Source organism: Streptomyces goshikiensis, assembly GCF_014650555.1.
Lineage (GTDB): Bacteria > Actinomycetota > Actinomycetes > Streptomycetales > Streptomycetaceae > Streptomyces > Streptomyces goshikiensis.
Genome location: NZ_BMVE01000006.1, coordinates 474,470 through 492,845, shown reverse-complemented (window position 1 = coordinate 492,845; position 18,376 = coordinate 474,470). Strand labels below are relative to the sequence as shown.

18 protein-coding genes are annotated in these 18,376 nt (G+C 70.9%); 8 read left to right on the top strand and 10 right to left on the bottom strand.

Annotated elements, in window-relative coordinates; genetic code table 11:
• Window positions 1-38 precede the first annotated feature (38 nt).
• From IE248_RS20950 to IE248_RS20930, 5 genes are all read right to left on the bottom strand, one after another.
• A complete protein-coding gene (locus IE248_RS20950) occupies window positions 39-1,154 on the bottom strand; it encodes a DUF475 domain-containing protein (RefSeq protein ID WP_037791733.1) in 1,116 nt (371 codons plus the stop codon).
• 23 nt (window positions 1,155-1,177) lie between these two features.
• On the bottom strand, window positions 1,178-1,753 hold the full coding sequence (locus tag IE248_RS20945; protein WP_008739114.1) for a TerD family protein: 576 nt from the start codon (window positions 1,751-1,753) through the stop codon (window positions 1,178-1,180).
• Between the two features lie 163 nt (window positions 1,754-1,916).
• On the bottom strand, window positions 1,917-2,492 hold the full coding sequence (locus IE248_RS20940; RefSeq protein ID WP_008739115.1) for a TerD family protein: 576 nt from the start codon (window positions 2,490-2,492) through the stop codon (window positions 1,917-1,919).
• A 166-nt stretch (window positions 2,493-2,658) separates the two neighbouring features.
• Window positions 2,659-3,117, bottom strand: a complete 459-nt coding sequence (locus IE248_RS20935) for a peroxiredoxin (RefSeq protein ID WP_073773609.1) — start codon at window positions 3,115-3,117, stop codon at window positions 2,659-2,661.
• Between the two features lie 166 nt (window positions 3,118-3,283).
• Window positions 3,284-3,709, bottom strand: a complete 426-nt coding sequence (locus tag IE248_RS20930; RefSeq protein WP_030009300.1) for a DUF3052 domain-containing protein — start codon at window positions 3,707-3,709, stop codon at window positions 3,284-3,286.
• A gap of 471 nt (window positions 3,710-4,180) precedes the next feature.
• Between IE248_RS20930 and aceE the strand changes: the two genes are divergently transcribed.
• Together aceE and IE248_RS20920 are read left to right on the top strand one after the other, a co-directional pair.
• Window positions 4,181-6,913 (top strand): pyruvate dehydrogenase (acetyl-transferring), homodimeric type, encoded by a 2,733-nt coding sequence (aceE, locus tag IE248_RS20925; RefSeq protein WP_008739120.1) that lies wholly within the window; start codon window positions 4,181-4,183, stop codon window positions 6,911-6,913.
• 83 nt (window positions 6,914-6,996) lie between these two features.
• On the top strand, window positions 6,997-7,860 hold the full coding sequence (locus tag IE248_RS20920) for a potassium channel family protein (RefSeq protein ID WP_100583477.1): 864 nt from the start codon (window positions 6,997-6,999) through the stop codon (window positions 7,858-7,860).
• Here the strand turns inward: IE248_RS20920 and IE248_RS20915 are convergent.
• Entirely contained in the window at window positions 7,841-8,302 is a 462-nt protein-coding gene (locus tag IE248_RS20915) for a peptidase inhibitor family I36 protein (RefSeq protein WP_190031362.1), read from the bottom strand. The two genes, IE248_RS20920 and IE248_RS20915, sit on opposite strands and share 20 nt — an antisense overlap.
• 202 nt (window positions 8,303-8,504) lie before the next feature.
• Window positions 8,505-10,115 carry an MFS transporter gene (locus tag IE248_RS20910; RefSeq protein WP_190031361.1) on the bottom strand — a complete coding sequence of 537 codons (1,611 nt, stop codon included), beginning with the start codon at window positions 10,113-10,115 and terminating at the stop codon, window positions 8,505-8,507.
• A gap of 142 nt (window positions 10,116-10,257) precedes the next feature.
• On the opposite strand from IE248_RS20910, the gene IE248_RS20905 reads away from it, so the two are divergent.
• The 3 genes from IE248_RS20905 (at window position 10,258) to IE248_RS20895 (ending at window position 13,042) form a co-directional block, all read left to right on the top strand.
• Window positions 10,258-10,911, top strand: coding sequence for a TetR/AcrR family transcriptional regulator (locus IE248_RS20905; RefSeq protein ID WP_037791740.1), 654 nt, complete (start codon window positions 10,258-10,260; stop codon window positions 10,909-10,911).
• A 121-nt stretch (window positions 10,912-11,032) separates the two neighbouring features.
• Window positions 11,033-12,202 (top strand): alpha/beta hydrolase, encoded by a 1,170-nt coding sequence (locus IE248_RS20900; protein ID WP_047961003.1) that lies wholly within the window; start codon window positions 11,033-11,035, stop codon window positions 12,200-12,202.
• 75 nt (window positions 12,203-12,277) lie between these two features.
• Entirely contained in the window at window positions 12,278-13,042 is a 765-nt protein-coding gene (locus IE248_RS20895) for a DUF4429 domain-containing protein (RefSeq protein WP_078489032.1), read from the top strand.
• A 28-nt stretch (window positions 13,043-13,070) separates the two neighbouring features.
• On the opposite strand, the gene IE248_RS20890 is transcribed toward IE248_RS20895, so the two are convergent.
• Together IE248_RS20890 and IE248_RS20885 are read right to left on the bottom strand one after the other, a co-directional pair.
• Window positions 13,071-14,090: an aldo/keto reductase gene (locus IE248_RS20890; RefSeq protein WP_073796053.1), complete on the bottom strand. Its 1,020-nt coding sequence runs from the start codon at window positions 14,088-14,090 to the stop codon at window positions 13,071-13,073.
• A complete protein-coding gene (locus IE248_RS20885; protein ID WP_229895423.1) occupies window positions 14,087-14,479 on the bottom strand; it encodes a MerR family transcriptional regulator in 393 nt (130 codons plus the stop codon). The genes IE248_RS20890 and IE248_RS20885 overlap by 4 nt, the downstream gene beginning before the upstream one ends.
• 88 nt (window positions 14,480-14,567) lie before the next feature.
• Here IE248_RS20885 and IE248_RS20880 point away from each other — a divergent pair, with 88 nt between their 5' ends.
• Entirely contained in the window at window positions 14,568-15,386 is an 819-nt protein-coding gene (locus IE248_RS20880; protein ID WP_190031391.1) for a serine hydrolase domain-containing protein, read from the top strand.
• Window positions 15,387-15,411: 25 nt separating this feature from the next.
• On the opposite strand, the gene IE248_RS20875 is transcribed toward IE248_RS20880, so the two are convergent.
• Window positions 15,412-16,068 carry a pirin family protein gene (locus IE248_RS20875; protein ID WP_073796051.1) on the bottom strand — a complete coding sequence of 219 codons (657 nt, stop codon included), beginning with the start codon at window positions 16,066-16,068 and terminating at the stop codon, window positions 15,412-15,414.
• A 70-nt stretch (window positions 16,069-16,138) separates the two neighbouring features.
• On the opposite strand from IE248_RS20875, the gene IE248_RS20870 reads away from it, so the two are divergent.
• Both IE248_RS20870 and IE248_RS20865 read left to right on the top strand, forming a co-directional pair.
• Window positions 16,139-17,350: a PucR family transcriptional regulator gene (locus tag IE248_RS20870; RefSeq protein WP_008739145.1), complete on the top strand. Its 1,212-nt coding sequence runs from the start codon at window positions 16,139-16,141 to the stop codon at window positions 17,348-17,350.
• 89 nt (window positions 17,351-17,439) lie between these two features.
• Complete coding sequence (locus IE248_RS20865; protein WP_100583483.1) at window positions 17,440-18,372, top strand: ACP S-malonyltransferase; 933 nt, start codon at window positions 17,440-17,442, stop codon at window positions 18,370-18,372.
• Window positions 18,373-18,376 lie beyond the last annotated feature (4 nt).

Genomic DNA, 18,376 nt, shown 5'->3' with positions numbered 1-18,376 from the left:
GCCGCCCCGCTCTGGAGCGTTCCGCATTACCGCCGCGGTCATGCCTCCGCGGGGGATCCCTCCAGCTCCAGGCGCTTGTTGCGGCGCACGGAGGACCAGAAGGACCATCCGATCAGCACGACGCCGACGAGGCCGGTGATGACCTCGTTGATCTCGTACTGGATGGTGACGAGCAGGATCACGGCGAGCGCGCCGATGGCGTAGTGCGCGCCGTGCTCCAGGTAGACGTAGTCGTCGAGGGTGCCCTGGCGGACCAGGTAGACCGTCAGCGAACGGACGTACATGGCACCGATGCCGAGGCCGAGGGCCATGAGCACGATGTCGTTGGTGATGGCGAAGGCGCCGATGACCCCGTCGAAGGAGAAGGAGGCGTCGAGGACTTCGAGGTAGAGGAACATGAAGAACGCGGCCTTGCCGGCCATGGCCACGGCCGAGACGGGCTTGCCGGTCTTCTTGGCCTCTTCCTCGGCCTCGTGCTCGGCCTCCTCCTCTTCCTCCAGCTTGTTCTCGAAGTAGCCGGAGAGGCCACCGACCACCATGTAGGTGATCAGGCCGAGGATGCCGGAGACGAGGACCGTCTGCGCCTTGTCCACGTGCACGCCGCCGTGCTGGTGCGCGTTGGCCGCGAAGGTCATCGAGGTGATGACCAGGACGATCAGAGCGATGCACGCCGACAGCATGTCGATCTTGCCCAGCTTGGCCAGCGGACGCTCCAGCCAGGCGAGCCACTTGATGTCGCGGTCCTCGAAGATGAAGTCGAGGAAGATCATCAGAAGGAACATTCCGCCGAAGGCGGCAATGGACGGGTGAGCGTCCGTGACCAGCTGTTCGTACATGTTCTTGTCGTTCAAGGCCAGATCGACGGCCTCAATGGGCCCGATCTTGGCGCTGATCGCGACGATGACGACGGGGAAGACCAGTCGCATGCCGAAGACCGCGATGAGCACGCCGACCGTGAGGAAGATCTTCTGCCAGAAGGCATTCATCTTCTTCAGGATTCCGGCATTGACCACCGCGTTGTCGAAGGACAGCGAGATCTCAAGGACGGTCAGGATCGCGACGATCCCGAAAGCGGTCCATCCCCCGTAGAACACCGCTGCGACCAGACCGAGCGCAGTGACTGCGAACGACCAGCCGAAGGTTTTGAGAACCACTGGCACCCCATCGTTGTACGGCTTTACGAAACGTTGACCCCGAAGTCTAGAGCGATGCCCCGGAGGCCTGACGCGTACCCCTGCCCCACGGCCCTGAACTTCCATTCGCCGCCGTACCGGTAAACCTCGCCGAAGATCATCGCGGTCTCGCTGGAGGCGTCCTCGGTCAGGTCGTAGCGGGCGAGTTCCTGCCCGTCCGCCTCGTTCACCACACGGATGAAGGCATTGCTGACCTGGCCGAAGCTCTGCCGGCGGGCTTCCGCCTCATGGATCGAGACCGGGAAGACGATCTTGTCGACGCGGTCCGGCACCTTGGTGAGATCGATGATGATCGACTCGTCGTCGCCTTCACCCTCGCCGGTGAGGTTGTCCCCGGTGTGTTCGACGGAGCCCTCGGGGCTCTTGAGGTTGTTGTAGAAGACGAAGTACTCGTCCCCGAGCACCCGGCCGCTGTTGCACAGCAGCGCGCTGGCGTCGAGGTCGAAGTCGGCCCCCGTGGTCGAGCGCGCGTCCCAGCCGAGCCCGACGAGGACCCGGGTCAGGTTCGGTGCGGCCTTGGAGAGGGAGACATTGCCCCCCTTGGCGAGTGTGACGCCCATGATGTGGTCCTCCCCGGACGACGTGGGGGCCGCGGCACGACGTTCGCGGCCCTGCTGTGGTGAAACCCGCGGAACGCCCGCGGTAAACCCGGTCCGGCGCCGTACACACAGTGCACGGCGCCGGACGGAGGGACTGCCCTGAGACTCGGGCCGCGATTCGGACTCAGACGTTGACGCCGAAGTCCTGCGCGATCCCGCGCAGGCCGGAGGCGTAACCCTGGCCGATGGCACGGAACTTCCACTCCGCGCCGTTGCGGTAGAGCTCGCCGAAGACCATGGCGGTCTCGGTCGAGGCGTCCTCGGAGAGGTCGTAGCGGGCGAGCTCGGTGTTGTCGGCCTGGTTCACGACGCGGATGTACGCGTTGCGGACCTGGCCAAAGCTCTGCTGGCGGCTCTCGGCCTCGTAGATCGAGACCGGGAAGACGATCTTGGCGACATCGGCCGGGACGCCGGCCAGGTTGACCTTGATCGCCTCGTCGTCGCCCTCGCCCTCGCCGGTGGTGTTGTCACCGGTGTGCTCGACCGAGCCGTCCGGGCTCTTCAGGTTGTTGAAGAACACGAAGTTCGCGTCGCTGGCGACCTTGCCCTGGTCGTTGGTCAGGATCGCGCTGGCGTCGAGGTCGAAGTCGACACCGGTGGTGGTGCGAGCGTCCCAGCCCAGACCGACGATGACCGCCGTCAGGTTAGGCGCGGCCTTGGTCAGCGAGACGTTGCCGCCCTTGCTGAGGCTGACTCCCACGGGTCCTCCAGAGGTATGTGTGTGGGGCGGGGCCCCGTCGTGCGGTTTCTACGGGATCAACGTTTCGATCCTAGTGACGGGTTCCCGCCCGTAAGCGGTTTTCGTACCGAACCCCGTACGGGCCCTCGCACGGATTCCCGTACGGGTTCCTGCGGCCCCGTACGGGTCAGAGGCTGTCGAGCGCCTTGATGTACTCGTTCAGGTCACGCGCGTCGGGCAGCCCGTTGACGACCGTCCAGCGCACGACGCCCTCCTTGTCGATGATGAAGGTGCCGCGCACGGCGCAGCCCTTCTCCTCGTCGAAGACGCCGTACGCGCGGGAGGTCTCCCCGTGCGGCCAGAAGTCCGACAGCAGCGGGTATTCGAGCTGCTCCTGCTCACCGAAGACCCGCAGGGTCGGCACGGAGTCGTTGGAGACCGCGAGGAGCTGGACCTCGTCGTTCTGGAAGCGGGGCAGCTGGTCGCGCAGCTCGCACAGCTCCCCGGTGCAGACGCCAGTGAAGGCGAACGGGTAGAAGAGCAGCACGACGGCCTTCTCCCCCCGGAAGTCGGAGAGCCGCACGGTGGCACCGTGGTTGTCCTTGAGCACGAAGTCCGGGGCCTTGTCGCCGACCTCGATCGCCATCTCTCGCATCCCTTCGTTCCTGCACGTCCGCGTTGGGCTGTTCGGGTGACAGCCGGGTTCCGGTGGCCAGCCTAGGCGCGCCGCGGTGCCGGGACGCACGCACCCCGCCGACCGGAGGTGGAGTCCGGTCGGCGGGGTGCGTGTCTGCTTGGCTGCGGGGCGCGGCTCAGCGCTTGGCCTTGGCTGCCTTCGGCGTCACCAGCTTGGTGGAGGTCCACTCCTTGCCGACGGGCAGGCCCTTGGCGAGGGAGAGGCCGGCCGTTTCGGCCGCCTCGCTGATGTCGCTGGCCTCGACGTAGCCGTCACGGCCCGTCTTGGGGGTCAGCAGCAGGATCAGTGCGCCGTCCTCGACCAGCTCGGTCGCATCGACCAGGGCGTCCGTCAGATCGCCGTCCTCGTCGCGGAACCACAACAGCACCGCGTCGGCGACGTCGTCGTAGTCCTCGTCGGCGAGCTCGCTGACGAGCTTCTCGACGGCGTCACGGAATTCCTGATCGACGTCGTCGTCGTAGCCGATCTCCTGGACCACCTGTTCGGACTGGAAACCCAGCCGGGCGGCCAGGCTCTCCGCGTGGTCCGCGGTCGCGCTCACGGGGTGCCTCCTGCTCATGTTCGGTGAATGTCTTTCGGCGGCGCGCGTACGCGCAGCATTGGGCGTAGTCCACACGGGCGCGGCGGATCGCGCAAGTACCCGGCCGCCGAGACCGTCGAAACGGTGACGATTGCGGCCGTCTCGCCGCAACTTTCAGCCTCCCCGTATGCACCTCTGGTGATTCATCCCACACCATTCCAGCTCATTCGACATCATCGGCGGCCCCGGAAGGCTTTCCTACCTGTTTGAGGGACGAACACCCTTGCGAACGGACTGATCGACTTGAAGCGTAAGGTTGCGGTTTGGCCGGACTCGCTCCTTGCCGCGAAGCCGCCCGCTTCCGGACGCCACCCCCGACAACCCGGAAGTTCCAAGGGTTACCCGGGGGTAAAGATGAAGATTCCCGCCGAGAGTACGACCATGGGAGGCGGCGACCCCAAGGCGCGACTCCCCCGACAGCGAAGGAACAGCGTGGCTTCCGCATCCGATCGCAATCCGATCATCATTGGCGGCCTTCCGAGCCAGGTCCCGGACTTCGATCCGGAGGAGACGCAGGAGTGGCTCGACTCCCTGGACGCGGCCGTCGACGAGCGGGGCCGTGAACGGGCCCGCTATCTGATGTTGCGCCTGATCGAGCGCGCCCGCGAGAGGCGCGTGGCCGTGCCCGAGATGCGCAGCTCGGACTACGTCAACACGATCGCCACCAAGGACGAGCCCTTCTTCCCCGGCAACGAGGAGATCGAGCGCAAGGTCCTGAACGCCACCCGGTGGAACGCGGCCGTGATGGTCTCGCGCGCCCAGCGTCCCGGGATCGGCGTCGGCGGCCACATCGCGACCTTCGCCTCCTCGGCCTCCCTCTACGACGTGGGCTTCAACCACTTCTTCCGGGGCAAGGACGAGGGCGACGGCGGCGACCAGATCTTCTTCCAGGGGCACGCCTCGCCCGGCATCTACGCCCGCGCCTACCTCCTGGACCGGCTCTCCGAGCAGCAGCTCGACGCGTTCCGCCAGGAGAAGTCGAAGGCCCCGTACGGCCTCTCCAGCTACCCGCACCCGCGGCTGATGCCGGACTTCTGGGAGTTCCCGACCGTCTCGATGGGCCTCGGCCCGCTCGGCGCGATCTACCAGGCCCGGATGAACCGGTACATGGAGGCGCGCGGGATCGCGGACACCTCCAAGTCCCACGTTTGGGCGTATCTCGGCGACGGCGAGATGGACGAGCCGGAGTCGCTGGGGCAGCTGTCGATCGCCGCCCGCGAGGGCCTGGACAACCTGACCTTCGTCGTCAACTGCAACCTCCAGCGCCTCGACGGCCCGGTGCGCGGCAACGGCAAGATCATCCAGGAGCTGGAGTCGATCTTCCGGGGTGCCGGCTGGAACGTCATCAAGCTGATCTGGGACCGCTCCTGGGACCCGCTGCTGGCCCAGGACCGGGACGGCATCCTGGTCAACAAGATGAACTCCACCCCCGACGGGCAGTTCCAGACGTACGCCACCGAGTCGGGCGCGTACATCCGCGAGCACTTCTTCGGCGGCGACCAGCGGCTGCGCGCGATGGTCGAGAACATGTCCGACCGCCAGATCCAGCACCTGGGCCGCGGCGGCCACGACCACAAGAAGGTCTACGCGGCGTACGCGGCGGCCAAGGCCCACAAGGGCCAGCCGACGGTGATCCTCGCGCAGACGGTCAAGGGCTGGACGCTCGGCCCGAACTTCGAGGGCCGCAACGCGACGCACCAGATGAAGAAGCTGACGGTCGACGACCTCAAGCGCTTCCGCGACCGCCTGCACATCCCGATCACGGACGCGCAGCTGGAGAACGGCGCCCCGCCGTACTACCACCCGGGCCGCAACTCCCCGGAGATCCAGTACATGCACGACCAGCGCAGCGCGCACGGCGGCTACGTGCCGACCCGCGTGGTGCGCGCCAAGCCGCTCCAGCTGCCCGGCGACAGCACGTACGCGGCGGCCCGCAAGGGCTCCGGCCAGCAGTCGATCGCGACCACGATGGCCTTCGTCCGCATCCTGAAGGACCTGATGCGGGACAAGGAGATCGGCAAGCGCTTCGTGCTGATCGCGCCGGACGAGTACCGCACCTTCGGCATGGACGCCTTCTTCCCGAGCGCCAAGATCTACAACCCGCTGGGCCAGCAGTACGAGGCGGTCGACCGCGAGCTGCTGCTCGCGTACAAGGAGTCCCCGACCGGCCAGATGCTGCACGACGGCATCTCGGAGGCGGGCTGCACGGCCTCGCTGATCGCGGCGGGTTCGGCCTACGCCACGCACGGCGAGCCGCTGATCCCGGTGTACGTCTTCTACTCGATGTTCGGTTTCCAGCGCACCGGTGACCAGTTCTGGCAGATGGCCGACCAGCTGGCGCGCGGATTCGTCCTCGGCGCGACCGCCGGCCGGACCACCCTGACGGGTGAGGGCCTCCAGCACGCCGACGGTCACTCCCAGCTGCTGGCCTCGACGAACCCGGGCTGCGTCGCCTACGACCCGGCGTACGGGTACGAGATCGCGCACATCGTCAAGGACGGCCTGCGGCGCATGTACGGGCCGGACGCCGAGGACGTCTTCTACTACCTGACGGTCTACAACGAGCCGATCCAGCACCCGGCCGAGCCGGCGGACGTCGACGTGGACGGCATCCTCCAGGGCATCCACCGGGTGTCGCAGGGCTCCTCCGGCGCCATCGGGGCGCAGATCATGGCCTCGGGCGTGGCGGTGCCGTGGGCGCTGGAGGCGCAGCGGATCCTGGCCGCGGACTGGAACGTACGGGCGGACGTCTGGTCGGCGACCTCCTGGAACGAGCTGCGCCGCGAGGCCGTGGAGGTGGAGGAGCACAACCTGCTCCACCCGGAGGAGGAGCAGCGCGTTCCGTACGTGACGCGGAAGCTGTCGGGCGCGGAGGGGCCGTTCGTCGCGGTCTCGGACTGGATGCGGTCCGTTCCGGACCAGATCTCGCGCTGGGTGCCGGGCCGGTACACCTCGCTGGGCGCGGACGGCTTCGGCTTCGCCGACACCCGCGGCGCGGCCCGCCGGTTCTTCCACATCGACGCGCAGTCGATCGTCCTGGCGGTGCTGACGGAGCTGGCCCGCGACGGCCGGATCGACCGCTCGGCGCTGAAGCAGGCGGTCGACCGCTACCAGCTGCTGGACGTGGCCGCGGCCGATCCGGGCGCCGCGGGCGGGGACGCGTAGCCTGCGCGTGGTTTTCACGGTCGTGTGAGGGGCGCCGGGACACCTGTCCCGGCGCCCCTTACTCGTTCTTTACGATGCTTCGCATGAAGGAACCCTCCCGCAAGTCGCGGTGGGAGCGCCGTACGCAGGCTCCCCTGCTGGTGCTCGCCGTGGCTTTCGCCGTCGCCTACGCCGTGCCGATCGTCGCCCCCGACGCGAGCCGGGCGGTGCAGCGGGCGTGCACCCACGCGGAGTGGGTGGTGTGGGCGGCCTTCGCCGTCGACTACCTGGTCCGGCTGTGCCTGGCGGGGGACCGCAGGGTGTTCGTACGGACGCACTGGCTGGACCTGGCGGCCGTGGTGCTGCCCCTGGTCCAGCCGCTGCGGCTGCTGCGGCTGGTCGCCACGTTGATGCTGGTGGGCCGGCGGGCCCGGATGGCCCCGCAGATCCGGCTGACGACCTATGTCGCCGGGGCGGTGGTGGGGCTGCTGATGTTCGGCTCCCTGGCGGTGCTGAGCGTGGAGCGGGACGCCCCGAACGGGAACATCAAGAACCTGGGCGATGCGGTGTGGTGGTCGTTCACCACGATGACGACCGTCGGGTACGGCGACCACTCCCCCACCACCGGGCTGGGCCGGGTGCTGGCGGTGGGCCTGATGCTGTCGGGGATCGCCCTGCTCGGTGTGGTGACCGCGAACATCGCGGCCTGGTTCATCTCCCGCTTCGAGCGCGACGACCGGGTGGAGCAGGCGCAGACCGCCGCGATCACGGAGCTGACCGAGGAGGTACGGGCGCTGCGCGCCGAGGTGGCCCTGCTGCGCGGCGCGGCGGGGTCCGCGCCCGGCCCGGCCGGCGCTCCGGCGCGGGAGGACCGCGCCGGGGCGCCGCAGGACCGGGACCGGGACCGGGATACGGGTGGTGGTCAGGGTCTGCCCCCGGTGGCGGCGGCTAGCGCTCCCACACCTTGAAAGCCCTTACCTGGTAGGGGGACTGGGGCAGCCAGACCCCGTCGCCCGGGTACGTCTGGAACTCGCCGGTCTCGGCGCACTCCGCCGATTGGTAGGTGGTCACGGGCCTGCCGGTGCGGTTGACGAGGGACTGGGCGGTGGTGCCGGCGGGCAGCGCCGTACAGCTGTTGATGTCGAGGGTGCTGAGTTCGTGGGTGCGCTTGGCCCCCTTGAAGTCGGGCTTGCCCCACAGGCACAGCTGCCCGCTGGCGCAGGCCCCGAGCGTCGGCGCCGGCGGCCCGGAGGAATGGCCCCCGGCCCGGACGGCGGCGCGCTGCACGCCGTGTCCCGCCGCGTGCTGCGCTGCGTGCTCCGCCGCGTGGGCTGAGCCGGCCGAGCTCGGGATCAGGACGGTGCCGGCCAGGACGGTGGCGGCGGCGAAAGTGGTGCTCCACGTACGCATGACGGGTCAACTCCTTGTGGACGCAAGGGCCCCGGACCGTTCCGGAGCTCCGTAGCCACCACGCTGACCTGCGCGGACGGGCGGGCGGAAGGGGGTGCGGGCGGGTCCACCCGGATAGGCGACAGCCCCGCCGGAACCGTCCGGCGGGGCTGTCGTCCGTACGGAGTTGACGCCTCCGTGGCGGCGGTGCGGAGCGGGCGGCTCAGATGTGGGCCGCGCCCGCCCCGGCGCCCGCGTGCTCCCCGCGCTTGGTGAAGCAGGCCACGATCGCGGCGAGCACCGCGACCACGCCGGCGACGGTGAAGGCGGTGCTCATGCCGGACACGAACGTGTCGTGCGCGACCCCGGTGATGGCGCGGACCACGGGCTCGGGGGCCTGCGGCGGCACCGGCGCGATGCCGACCTGGACGCCCTTCTCGGCGAGTTCCGCCTGCTCCGGGGTGAGCGGGGGCAGCCCGGCCCCGGCCCAGTTGTCCCCGAACGAGTCGCTGACCGTACCGGCCATGACCGCGCCGAGGACGGCGGTGCCCAGGCTGCCGCCGACCTGCATGGCGGCCTGCTGGAGACCGCCGGCCACCCCGGACAGCTCCAGCGGGGCGTTGCCGACGATGACCTCGGTGGCCCCGACCATGACGGGCGCGAGCCCGAGGCCGAGCAGCGCGAACCAGAGCGACATGGTGAGGGTGCCGGTGCCCGCGGTCAGCCGGGCCATCCCGAAGCAGGCGACGGCGGTGGCGACCATGCCCGCGACGAGCGGGACGCGCGGGCCGACCTTGGTGATGGCGGCGCCGGCCAGCGGGGAGCCGACGATCATCATGCCGGTGAGCGGCAGCAGGTGCAGTCCGCTGTCGACGGGGCTCATCCCGTGCACGTTCTGCAGGTAGAAGGTGACGAAGAACAGCCCGCCCATGAACGCGAAGGCCATCAGCACCATCAGCACGGTGCCTGCGGACAGCGGCAGCGAGCGGAACATGCCGAGCGGGATCAGGGGTTCGCCGACGCGGGTCTCCCAGAGGGCGAAGAGCCCGAAGCACAGCACGGACAGGGCGAGGAAGAGCACCGTCCTGGAGTCGCCCCAGCCCCATTCGGCGGCCTTGATGAGCGCCCAGATCAGGGAGAACATCGCCCCGGAGAGCAGGAGGACGCCGAGGACGTCGAAGGAGCGCGGGGCGTTCTCGGCGCGGTGGTCGACGAGGATCACCAGGCCGAAGACGAGCGCGATGACACCGACGGGCACGTTGATGAAGAAGACGGACTGCCAGCTGACGTGCTCGACGAGCAGGCCGCCGACGATCGGCCCGGCGGCGGTCGAGGCGCCGATGACCATGCCCCAGATGCCGATGGCCATGTTGAGCTTCTCGGCGGGGAAGGTGGCGCGCAGCAGGCCGAGGGCGGCGGGCATCAGCAGCGCGCCGAAGAGGCCCTGGGCGACGCGGAAGCCGATGACGAGCTCGACGCTGCCGGAGATGCCGATGGCGGCGGAGGAGGCGGCGAAGCCGGCGATGCCGATGAGGAAGGTCTGGCGGTGCCCGAAGCGGTCGCCGAGCTTGCCCGCGGTGATCAGGGAGACCGCGAGGGCGAGGAGGTAGCCGTTGGTGATCCACTGGACGTCGGCGAGCGAGGCGCCGAGGTCCTTCTGGATCGCCGGGTTGGCGACGGCGACGATCGTGCCGTCGAGGGTGACCATCATGACGCCGATCGCCACGGCGAAGAGGGTCAGCCACGGATGGCCACGCAGCCCGGAGGGCGGTACCGGCGCCGGGCCGGGTTCCTTGCTGAGCGACGTGCTGCCGACGGTGGTCTGACTAGTCATGCGAACAGGCTAGTGACAGCCACTGACACTTCACAAACGGCTTAACGGGACAGCTGCTGTCACGTGGGTCACAGGTACCCTGACCGCTTGCCCAGCGCTTACCCAGCGTCAGAATTCAGTGTCAAAAGGGGACCTCGCGGTGATGACCGACCAGCGGCCCGCACCGGCTGCGCCGGCGGCCGGGCTGCGCGAGCGCAAGAAGCGGCGCACCCGTGACGCACTGCTGCGCGCCGCTCTCCTGCTGTTCGTCTCGCAGGGCTACGAGAAGACGACCGTCGACGAGATCACCGACGCCGTGGACGTGTCCCAGCGCACCTTCTTCCGCTACTTCGCGAACAAGGAGGAGGTCGCCTTCGCCGTCCAGGACCTGGTGGAGTCGCACTTCGTGGCGGCCCTGCGAGCCCGGCCGGACGCCGAGGGGCCGCTGGAGGCCATGCGGAACGCGGTGCTCGCCTCCTGGGACACCATCGGGGAGGCGATCGCCGAGGTGGTCCCCGTCGACCTCTACATGCGCACCTACCGGCTGATCGAGTCGACCCCGGCCCTGCTCGCCGTCCACCTGCGCCGCTCCACCGAGCTGGAGGAGCGGATCTCCCTGCTGATCGCCGCCCGCGAGGGCCTGGACGTGGACGCCGACCCGCGCCCCCGCGTCGCGGTCGCCGCGTTCTCCGGGGTGATGAGGGTCACCGGCCGGCTCTGGGGGCAGGGCGAGGACGCCAGCGTGGCCGCCATCCGGCGCATGACCGAGGCCTACCTCGACCAGATCGGCCCGGCCCTGGCCTCCGACTGGCGGTGACTCCCGTCACGCGGAGCGCCATGGCCCGAAAGGGTCTCTTACGCTGGTCCCAGTGAACGTGCCCGGCCTCGCCCAACTCCCCCCCGCGCCCAGCCGCGCCCCGGCCCTCACCGCCCTGCGCATGCTGCTCGCGCTGGCGGTGGTGTTCGTGATGCTCGCGATCACCGGCTGGACCGCCGTGCACCGGCCCGAGGCCGGTGTGGCCCCGCGCCGCGCCGCCCTGGCCTCCTGGGCCGCCGCCCGGATCGACGGCCACCCGCTGCCCCCGGCCGATGCGCCCGTCCGTACGGTGAAGCGTTTCTTCGCCGGTCTCGACGGAGCCCAGCGGGCCCGGCTCGCCGACGGCCACCCCCTCGTCGTGGGCAACCTCGACGGAGCCCCGGCCACCACCCGCTACCGGGCCAACCTGCGCTCCCTCGCACAGGCCCAGCAGGTCGAGGAGGCCCGCGCCGCCGATGTGGCGCTGACCCCCGCCGACCGCGCCACGGCCCTTCGGCGCTCCCACCGCTTCGCCTCGCTCGCGGAGCCCGGCCGCCAGATCCTCTCCTTCGACCCCACCGGCGGCGGCCTCGTCTCCGAGGTCTTCGGCGACCTCGACCGGGCCCGCCGGGTCTCGGTGATCGTCCCGGGCGTCGATTCCGACCTGCTCACCTTCGAGCGCACGCAGCGCCGCTTCACCGCGCCGGTCGGCATGGCCGCGTCGCTGTACGAGGCGGAGCGCGCGGCCGCGCCGGGCACCCCGACCGCCGTCATCGCCTGGGCCGGCTACACCTCGCCCACCGGGGTCGGCGTGGACGCCGCCACCGGCCGGCTGGCCGTGGAGGGCGCCGGACGCCTGGAGTCGCTGACGGCCGCGCTGCCCGGGGACGCCGGCGTGGCCCTGTTCTGCCACAGCTACGGATCGGTGGTCTGCGGGGTCGCCGCGCACGACCTGCCCCGCCGGGTGACCGACCTGGTCGTGGCCGGCAGCCCGGGCATGCGCGTCGAGAACGCCGCCGAGCTGAACACCTCGGCGCGCGTGTGGGCGATGCGGGACTCGGGCGACTGGATCGCGGACGTACCGCACCTGGAGCTCGGCGGAGTGGGCCACGGGGCGGACCCGGTGGCGCCGGAGTTCGGCGCACGGCTGCTCTCCTCGGCCGGAGCCAAGACCCACACCGGCTACTTCCAGCCAGGTACGGGTTCCCTGGACAACTTCGCCAAAATCGGAACCGGCGCGTTCGGTTCGATCGTGTGCGCCACCGGCGACGATGCCTGCCGCCGTGGAATTTCCGGCACGGGCGGGGCCTGACACGTGTAGAGGTCCGGAGAACGGGCTTCGTGTCGAGGAGGACGCATCGGGGCGCCTCCCTTTACGATGGGCCGTATGGGTGACGTACTGGCCGGAAACCATGCCGTCTGGGAGTTCGACTCGGACTCGGTGCTCATCCGCTTCGCACGGGGGATGCGAACTCCACGCCTCTGGCAGGCCCTTGGGTCGCGCCGCATCCCCCTCGAAGCGCTGTCCGAGGTGACCGTGACCGCCGGCAAGCGGAACACGGTGATCCTGCATGCCGTCCCGAGACCCGGTGCGGACCCCCTGATGGAGGCCGCCGCCGGGCAGCTCCGCGAGGCCCGCGACCCGTACCGGCTGGTGCTGCCGGGCGAACGGCACCCGCTGGCGAGCGCCTTCGCGGAGGCCGTTCGGGGGCAGTTGGGGCCCGATGCCGCCGAGCCGGCGCCGGGCTTCCTGGTGGACGTGCCCGAACCGCAGCGGAACCTGAAGGCCTCCGACGCCCGGGTGGGCTTCGACGGCTCGGCCGTCACCTTCCACTGGTCCCGTACGGGCGCCACCGGCACCAAGTGGAAGGCCGGCGACCAGCGTTACCCGCTCTCCGAACTCGGCGGCGTCGAATGGCGCTCCCCCGAAGGACCGGGCGACGGCCACCTGCGGCTGCTGCCCCTGGTCCCCCGGGACGGCGGCCACGAGACCCGGGCCGACCACGACCTCGCGGCCGCCGTCCTCGGCACCGGGCACGGGGCCGTCCACGAGTCACTGCCGCTCGCGGCCGCCGTGCTCGCCGCCCTGCCGCGCGGCCGCCGCCTGACCTCCGCCCGGGGCCTGCTGCCCGCGCCGCCGCCCCTGCACTGAACACAACAGGGGGCGGCCGGCGCCCGGGTCACTCCTCGCGGGCCACCGCCGTGGAGGTCATGTCCGGGTAGCGGTCCCCCGCGACCCGCGCGGCGATCGGCTCCAGCAGGGCCAGCTCCGCCTCGCTCAGCGCGATCCGCGCCGCCGCCGCGTTCTCCTCGACGCGGCCCGGCTTGCGCGTGCCCGGGATCGGAACCACCGTCAGGCCGTGCACCTCCGCCCGCCGGTGCACCCAGGCCAGCGCGATCTGCGCCGGGCTGGCCCCGCGGGCCCGCGCGATCTCCCGTACCGGCGCGAGCAGTTCCGCGTTGGCCCGGGCGTTGTCCCCGGTGAAGCGCGGCTGGTCCTTGCGGTAGTCCCCGGCCTCCAGGTCCTTGCCCGCGTCGGCGAAGGCGCCGGTCAGGAACCCGCGCCCGAGCGGGGAGTACGGCACGAAGGCCACCCCCAGTTCGGCCGCCGCGCCCACCGCGCTGTCCTCCACGTCCCGGCTGAACAGCGACCACTCCGACTGGAGCGCCGCGATCGGGTGCACTTCGTACGCTTCGCGCAGCTCCGCGCCCGTGACCTCGCTGAGCCCCAGGTGGCGCACCTTGCCCTCGCGCACCAGCTCCGCCATGGCGCCCACCGACTCCGCCAGCGGCACGGCCGGGTCGCGCCGGTGCATGTAGTAGAGATCGATCACCTCGGTGCCGAGCCGCCGCAGGCTGGCCTCCACGGCCCGCCGGATGTAGGGCGGGTCGTTGCGGATGCCCCGGTGGCGCGGGTCCTCGCCGCGTTCGAGCGCGAACTTCGTGGCGAGGGTGATCTCGTCCCGGTGCGCGGCCACGAACGGGGCCAGGAACTCCTCGTTCGCGCCGCGCCCGTAGGCGTCCGCCGTGTCGAAGAGCGTGACCCCGGCGGCCAGCGCCGCGTCGAGGGTCGCGCGGGCGGCGCTCTCGTCCGTCTCCCCGTAGAACTCGCTCATGCCCATGCAGCCCAGGCCCTGGACGCCGACGACCGGTCCGCCCCTGCCGAGTTCCACCCGCTCCAACGTGCCGTGTCCGCTCACTGCTCCGCCTTCCCCGCGACCGTGCTCATCGCATACGTTCCGATCTTGAAGTCCAGTACGGCGAGCGCGTCCGTCAGCTCCGCGATCCGCGAGCGCACCTCGTGACGGGTGCGTTCCAGCAGTTCCCGGCGCTCGTCGAAGGTGCCCTCGCCCGCGCGGACCAGTTCCGCGTACCGGACCATGTCCGCCACCGACATCCCGGTGGTGCGCAGTTTGCCCACGAAGGCCAGCCAGTCGAGGTCCCGTTCGCTGAACCGCCGCTGCCCCGAATGGGAGCGGTCCACGTGCGGCATCAGGCCGATCCGCTCGTACCAGCGCAGTGTGTGCTGGGTCAGACCGGTCCGGGCCTCGACCTCGCTGATCGTGTAGCGCGTCTCCGTCAGGCTCATGACGACCACGCTAAAACCTTGGAGTGCACTCCAGGCAAGTAGGCTCGGCCGCATGGAGAGCGTCGAGGGTACGGAGAGCGTGAACACCATGGACAGCCTGCGGATCATCGAGAGCTGGCCCGTGCCGACCGCCGCCGCGGCCGTCGTGCGCGCCGACGGGAGCCTCGCCGGCTCCCACGGGCCCGTCGACCACCGCTTCCCGCTCGCCTCGGTCACCAAGCCGCTCGCCGCGTACGCCGCTCTCGTCGCCTACGAGGAAGGGGCGATCGAGCTGGACGAGCCCGCCGGACCGGAGGGTTCCACCATCCGCCACCTGCTCGCGCACACCAGCGGCCTCGCCTTCGACGACCACCGCCCGACCGCTGCGCCCGGGACCCGCCGGCTGTACTCCAACGCCGGTTTCGAGGTCCTCGGCGACCACATCGCCAAGGCCACCGGGATCCCCTTCGCGGACTACCTGCACCAGGCCGTCTTCGAGCCGCTGGGCATGACCTCCTCCACCCTCGTCGGCTCGCCCGCCAAGGACGGCGTCTCCACCGTCCGCGACCTGGTCCGGTTCGCCGCCGAGCTGCAGACGCCCCGGCTGCTCGACGTCCGGACCGTCGCCGAGGCCGTCTCCGTCGTCCATCCGGGCCTCAAGGGCGTCCTGCCGGGCTTCGGCCACCAGGCGCCCAACGACTGGGGCCTCGGCCTGGAGATCCGCGACGGGAAGTCCCCGCACTGGACGGGCTCCGCGTCCTCCCCGCGCACCTTCGGGCACTTCGGGCAGTCCGGCACCTTCCTGTGGGTGGACCCGGACGCGCGCGCCGCCTGCGTGGCGCTGACGGACCGCGCCTTCGGCCCGTGGGCCGCTCAGGCCTGGCCCCCCTTCACCGACGCGGTCCTCGCCGAGCTCGCCGGCCGCTGAGGCCTGCGCCCCGCGCCGCGCGGGGCTACGGCAGCTCCCAGAGCAGCAGTTCCCCGGGCGAGCCGGCGACGATCTCCAGCTCCGGCTCCCCGGTGATCCGCGCCGAGTCCCCGGGCCCGAGCTCCTCGCCGTCGAGCCTCAGGTCACCGCGGACGACGTGCAGGTAGACCCGCTCCGCCGCCGGTACGGGGATCCGCTCGCCGGCGCCCGGCCGCAGGACCCGCAGGACGGCCCCGGCCGCGGGGACCTCGTACGGCGTGCCGTTCCCGATCCCCCGGACGAGTTCGTACGAGGGCTCCCCGCCGGAGGTCAGCGGCGCGAGCCACATCTGTACGAAGCGCAGCGGCTCGGCGGAGTCGTTGCGCTCCACGTGCCGCGCCCCGGAGCCGGCGCCGAGCCGCTGAAGGTCCCCGGGGCGGACCACGGTGGTCTCGCCGGTGGTGCTGCCCTTGTGCGTGAGCTCGCCCTCCACCACCCAGGTGACGATCTCGGTCTGGCTGTGCGGGTGCTCGTCGAACCCGGCTCCGGGGGCGAGCCGCTCCTCGTTGCAGGCCAGCAGCGGGCCGAAACGGATGTTGTCCGGGTCGTAGAACTGACCGAAGGAGAAGGCGTGCCGGGTGGTGATCCCGGCGGCCCGGTCCCCGCCCTCGTAACGGTCGGTGGCACGGCGTACATCAATCATGGGGGCCACGGTAGACCCCGCGTGCGAGACCGGAGTCCGCGGCGGCGCCCTGATAAGGCAGTCTTGTCCCGTGTCCGAACCCGAACGTGAGCAGTCCTCCGCGACCCATCCCGCTCATCCCGCCCATCCGCACGCCGCGACGCTGCGCCGACTGGAGAAGTCCTCCGGCCGGCTCGCCGCCAACGCGATCACGCGGATGGACGAGACCCTGCCGTGGTACCGGGCGATGCCTCCGGAGAACCGGTCCTGGATCGGCCTGGTGGCCCAGGCCGGCATCGCCGCGTTCACGGAGTGGTTCCGGCATCCCGAGACCCCGCAGGCGATCTCCACCGATGTGTTCGGGACGGCTCCGCGCGAGCTGACCCGGGCGATCACGCTGCGCCAGACGGTCGAAATGGTCCGGACCACGATCGAGGTCATGGAGACCGCGATCGAGGAGGTGGCGGCCCCGGGCGACGAGTCGATCCTGCGCGAGGCGCTGCTGGTGTACGCCCGGGAGATCGCCTTCGCGACCGCCCAGGTGTACGCGCAGGCCGCCGAGGCGCGCGGGGCGTGGGACGCCCGCCTGGAGTCCCTCGTCGTCAACGCGGTGCTGTCCGGCGAGGCGGACGAGGGCGCGCTGTCGCGGGCCGCGGCGCTGGGCTGGAACTCCCCGGAGCACGTGTGCGTGGTGCTCGGAACGGCCCCGGACGGGGACAGCGAGCTGACGGTCGAGGCGATCCGGCGGGCCGCCCGGCACCACAAGCTCCAGGTCCTGACGGGTGTGCTCGGCGACCGCCTGGTCGTGATCGCGGGCGGCAGCGACAATCCCCTCCAGGTGGCGAAGTCCCTGATCGGCCCGTTCGCGGCCGGTCCGGTGGTGGCGGGTCCGGTGGTCTCGGACCTGCTGAACGCGACCAAGTCCGCGCAGGCGGCGGCCGCCGGCCTGAAGGCCTGTACGGCCTGGCAGGACGCCCCGCGGCCGGTCCTGGCGGACGATCTCCTGCCGGAGCGCGCGATCGCCTCGGACCCTTCCGCGCGCGAGCAGTTGGTGGAGGAGATCTACAGACCGCTGGAGGAGGCGGGGTCGGCGCTGCTGGAGACGCTGAGCGTCTATCTGGAGCAGGCGAGCAGCCTGGAAGGCGCGGCGCGGATGCTGTTCGTTCACCCCAACACGGTGCGCTACCGGCTCCGACGTGTGACCGACGTCACCGGCTGGTCACCCTCTGATGTCCGTTCGGCGTTCACGCTGCGAATCGCCCTGATTCTGGGACGTCTGGCCGACGGCGATCTTCAGTCCTAGACTTTTGTCGGACATCAACAATTACCCCGACGGTTCTTGGTCCCTGTCCCCACGGGCGGCGGGGACCCACCACAAGAGAGAGTGTGAGGGTGCTCGTACTCGTCGCTCCCGGCCAAGGCGCACAGACGCCCGGCTTCTTGACTCCCTGGCTCGAACTCCCCGGCGCCGCCGACCGCGTCGGCGCGTGGTCGGACGCCATCGAGCTCGACCTTGCCCACTACGGCACGAAGGCCGACGCGGACGAGATCCGCGACACGGCCGTGGCCCAGCCGCTGCTCGTCGCCGCGGGGCTCCTGTCGGCCTCCGCGCTGGCCACGACCCGTGCGAACGACCGTTCGACCTTCGGTGCCGTCGCGGGCCACAGCGTCGGTGAGATCACCGCCGCCGCGTACGCCGGCGTGATCTCCGAGGCCGAGGCGCTGTCGTTCGTACGGACCCGCGGGCTCGCGATGGCCGAGGCGTCCGCCGTCACCGAGACGGGCATGGCCGCGGTCCTGGGCGGCGAGACCGACGTGGTCGTCGCCCACCTGGAGAAGCTGGGCCTGGCCCCGGCCAACATCAACGGCGCGGGCCAGATCGTGGCCGCCGGCACCATGGAGCAGATCGCCGCTCTGACGGCCGAGAAGCCCGAGGGTTCCATGAAGGTCGTCGCCCTCAAGGTCGCGGGCGCCTTCCACACGCACCACATGACTCCCGCGGTCGCCACGCTCGCGAAGGCCGCGCAGGCCCTCACCCCGGCCGACCCGGAGCTGAAGTACGTCTCGAACAAGGACGGCCTCGTCGTCGCCACGGGTGCCGACGTCGTCGCCCGCCTGGTCGGCCAGGTCGCTAACCCGGTCCGCTGGGACCTGTGCATGGAGACGTTCGCCGAGCTGGGCGTCACGGGGATCATCGAGCTCTGCCCCGGCGGCACCCTGACGGGTCTGGCCAAGCGCGCGCTGAAGGGCGTACCGAGCGTGGCCCTGAAGACCCCGGACGATCTCGAAAAGGCCGCCGCGCTCATCGCCGAGCACGCGGCCTGAGAGA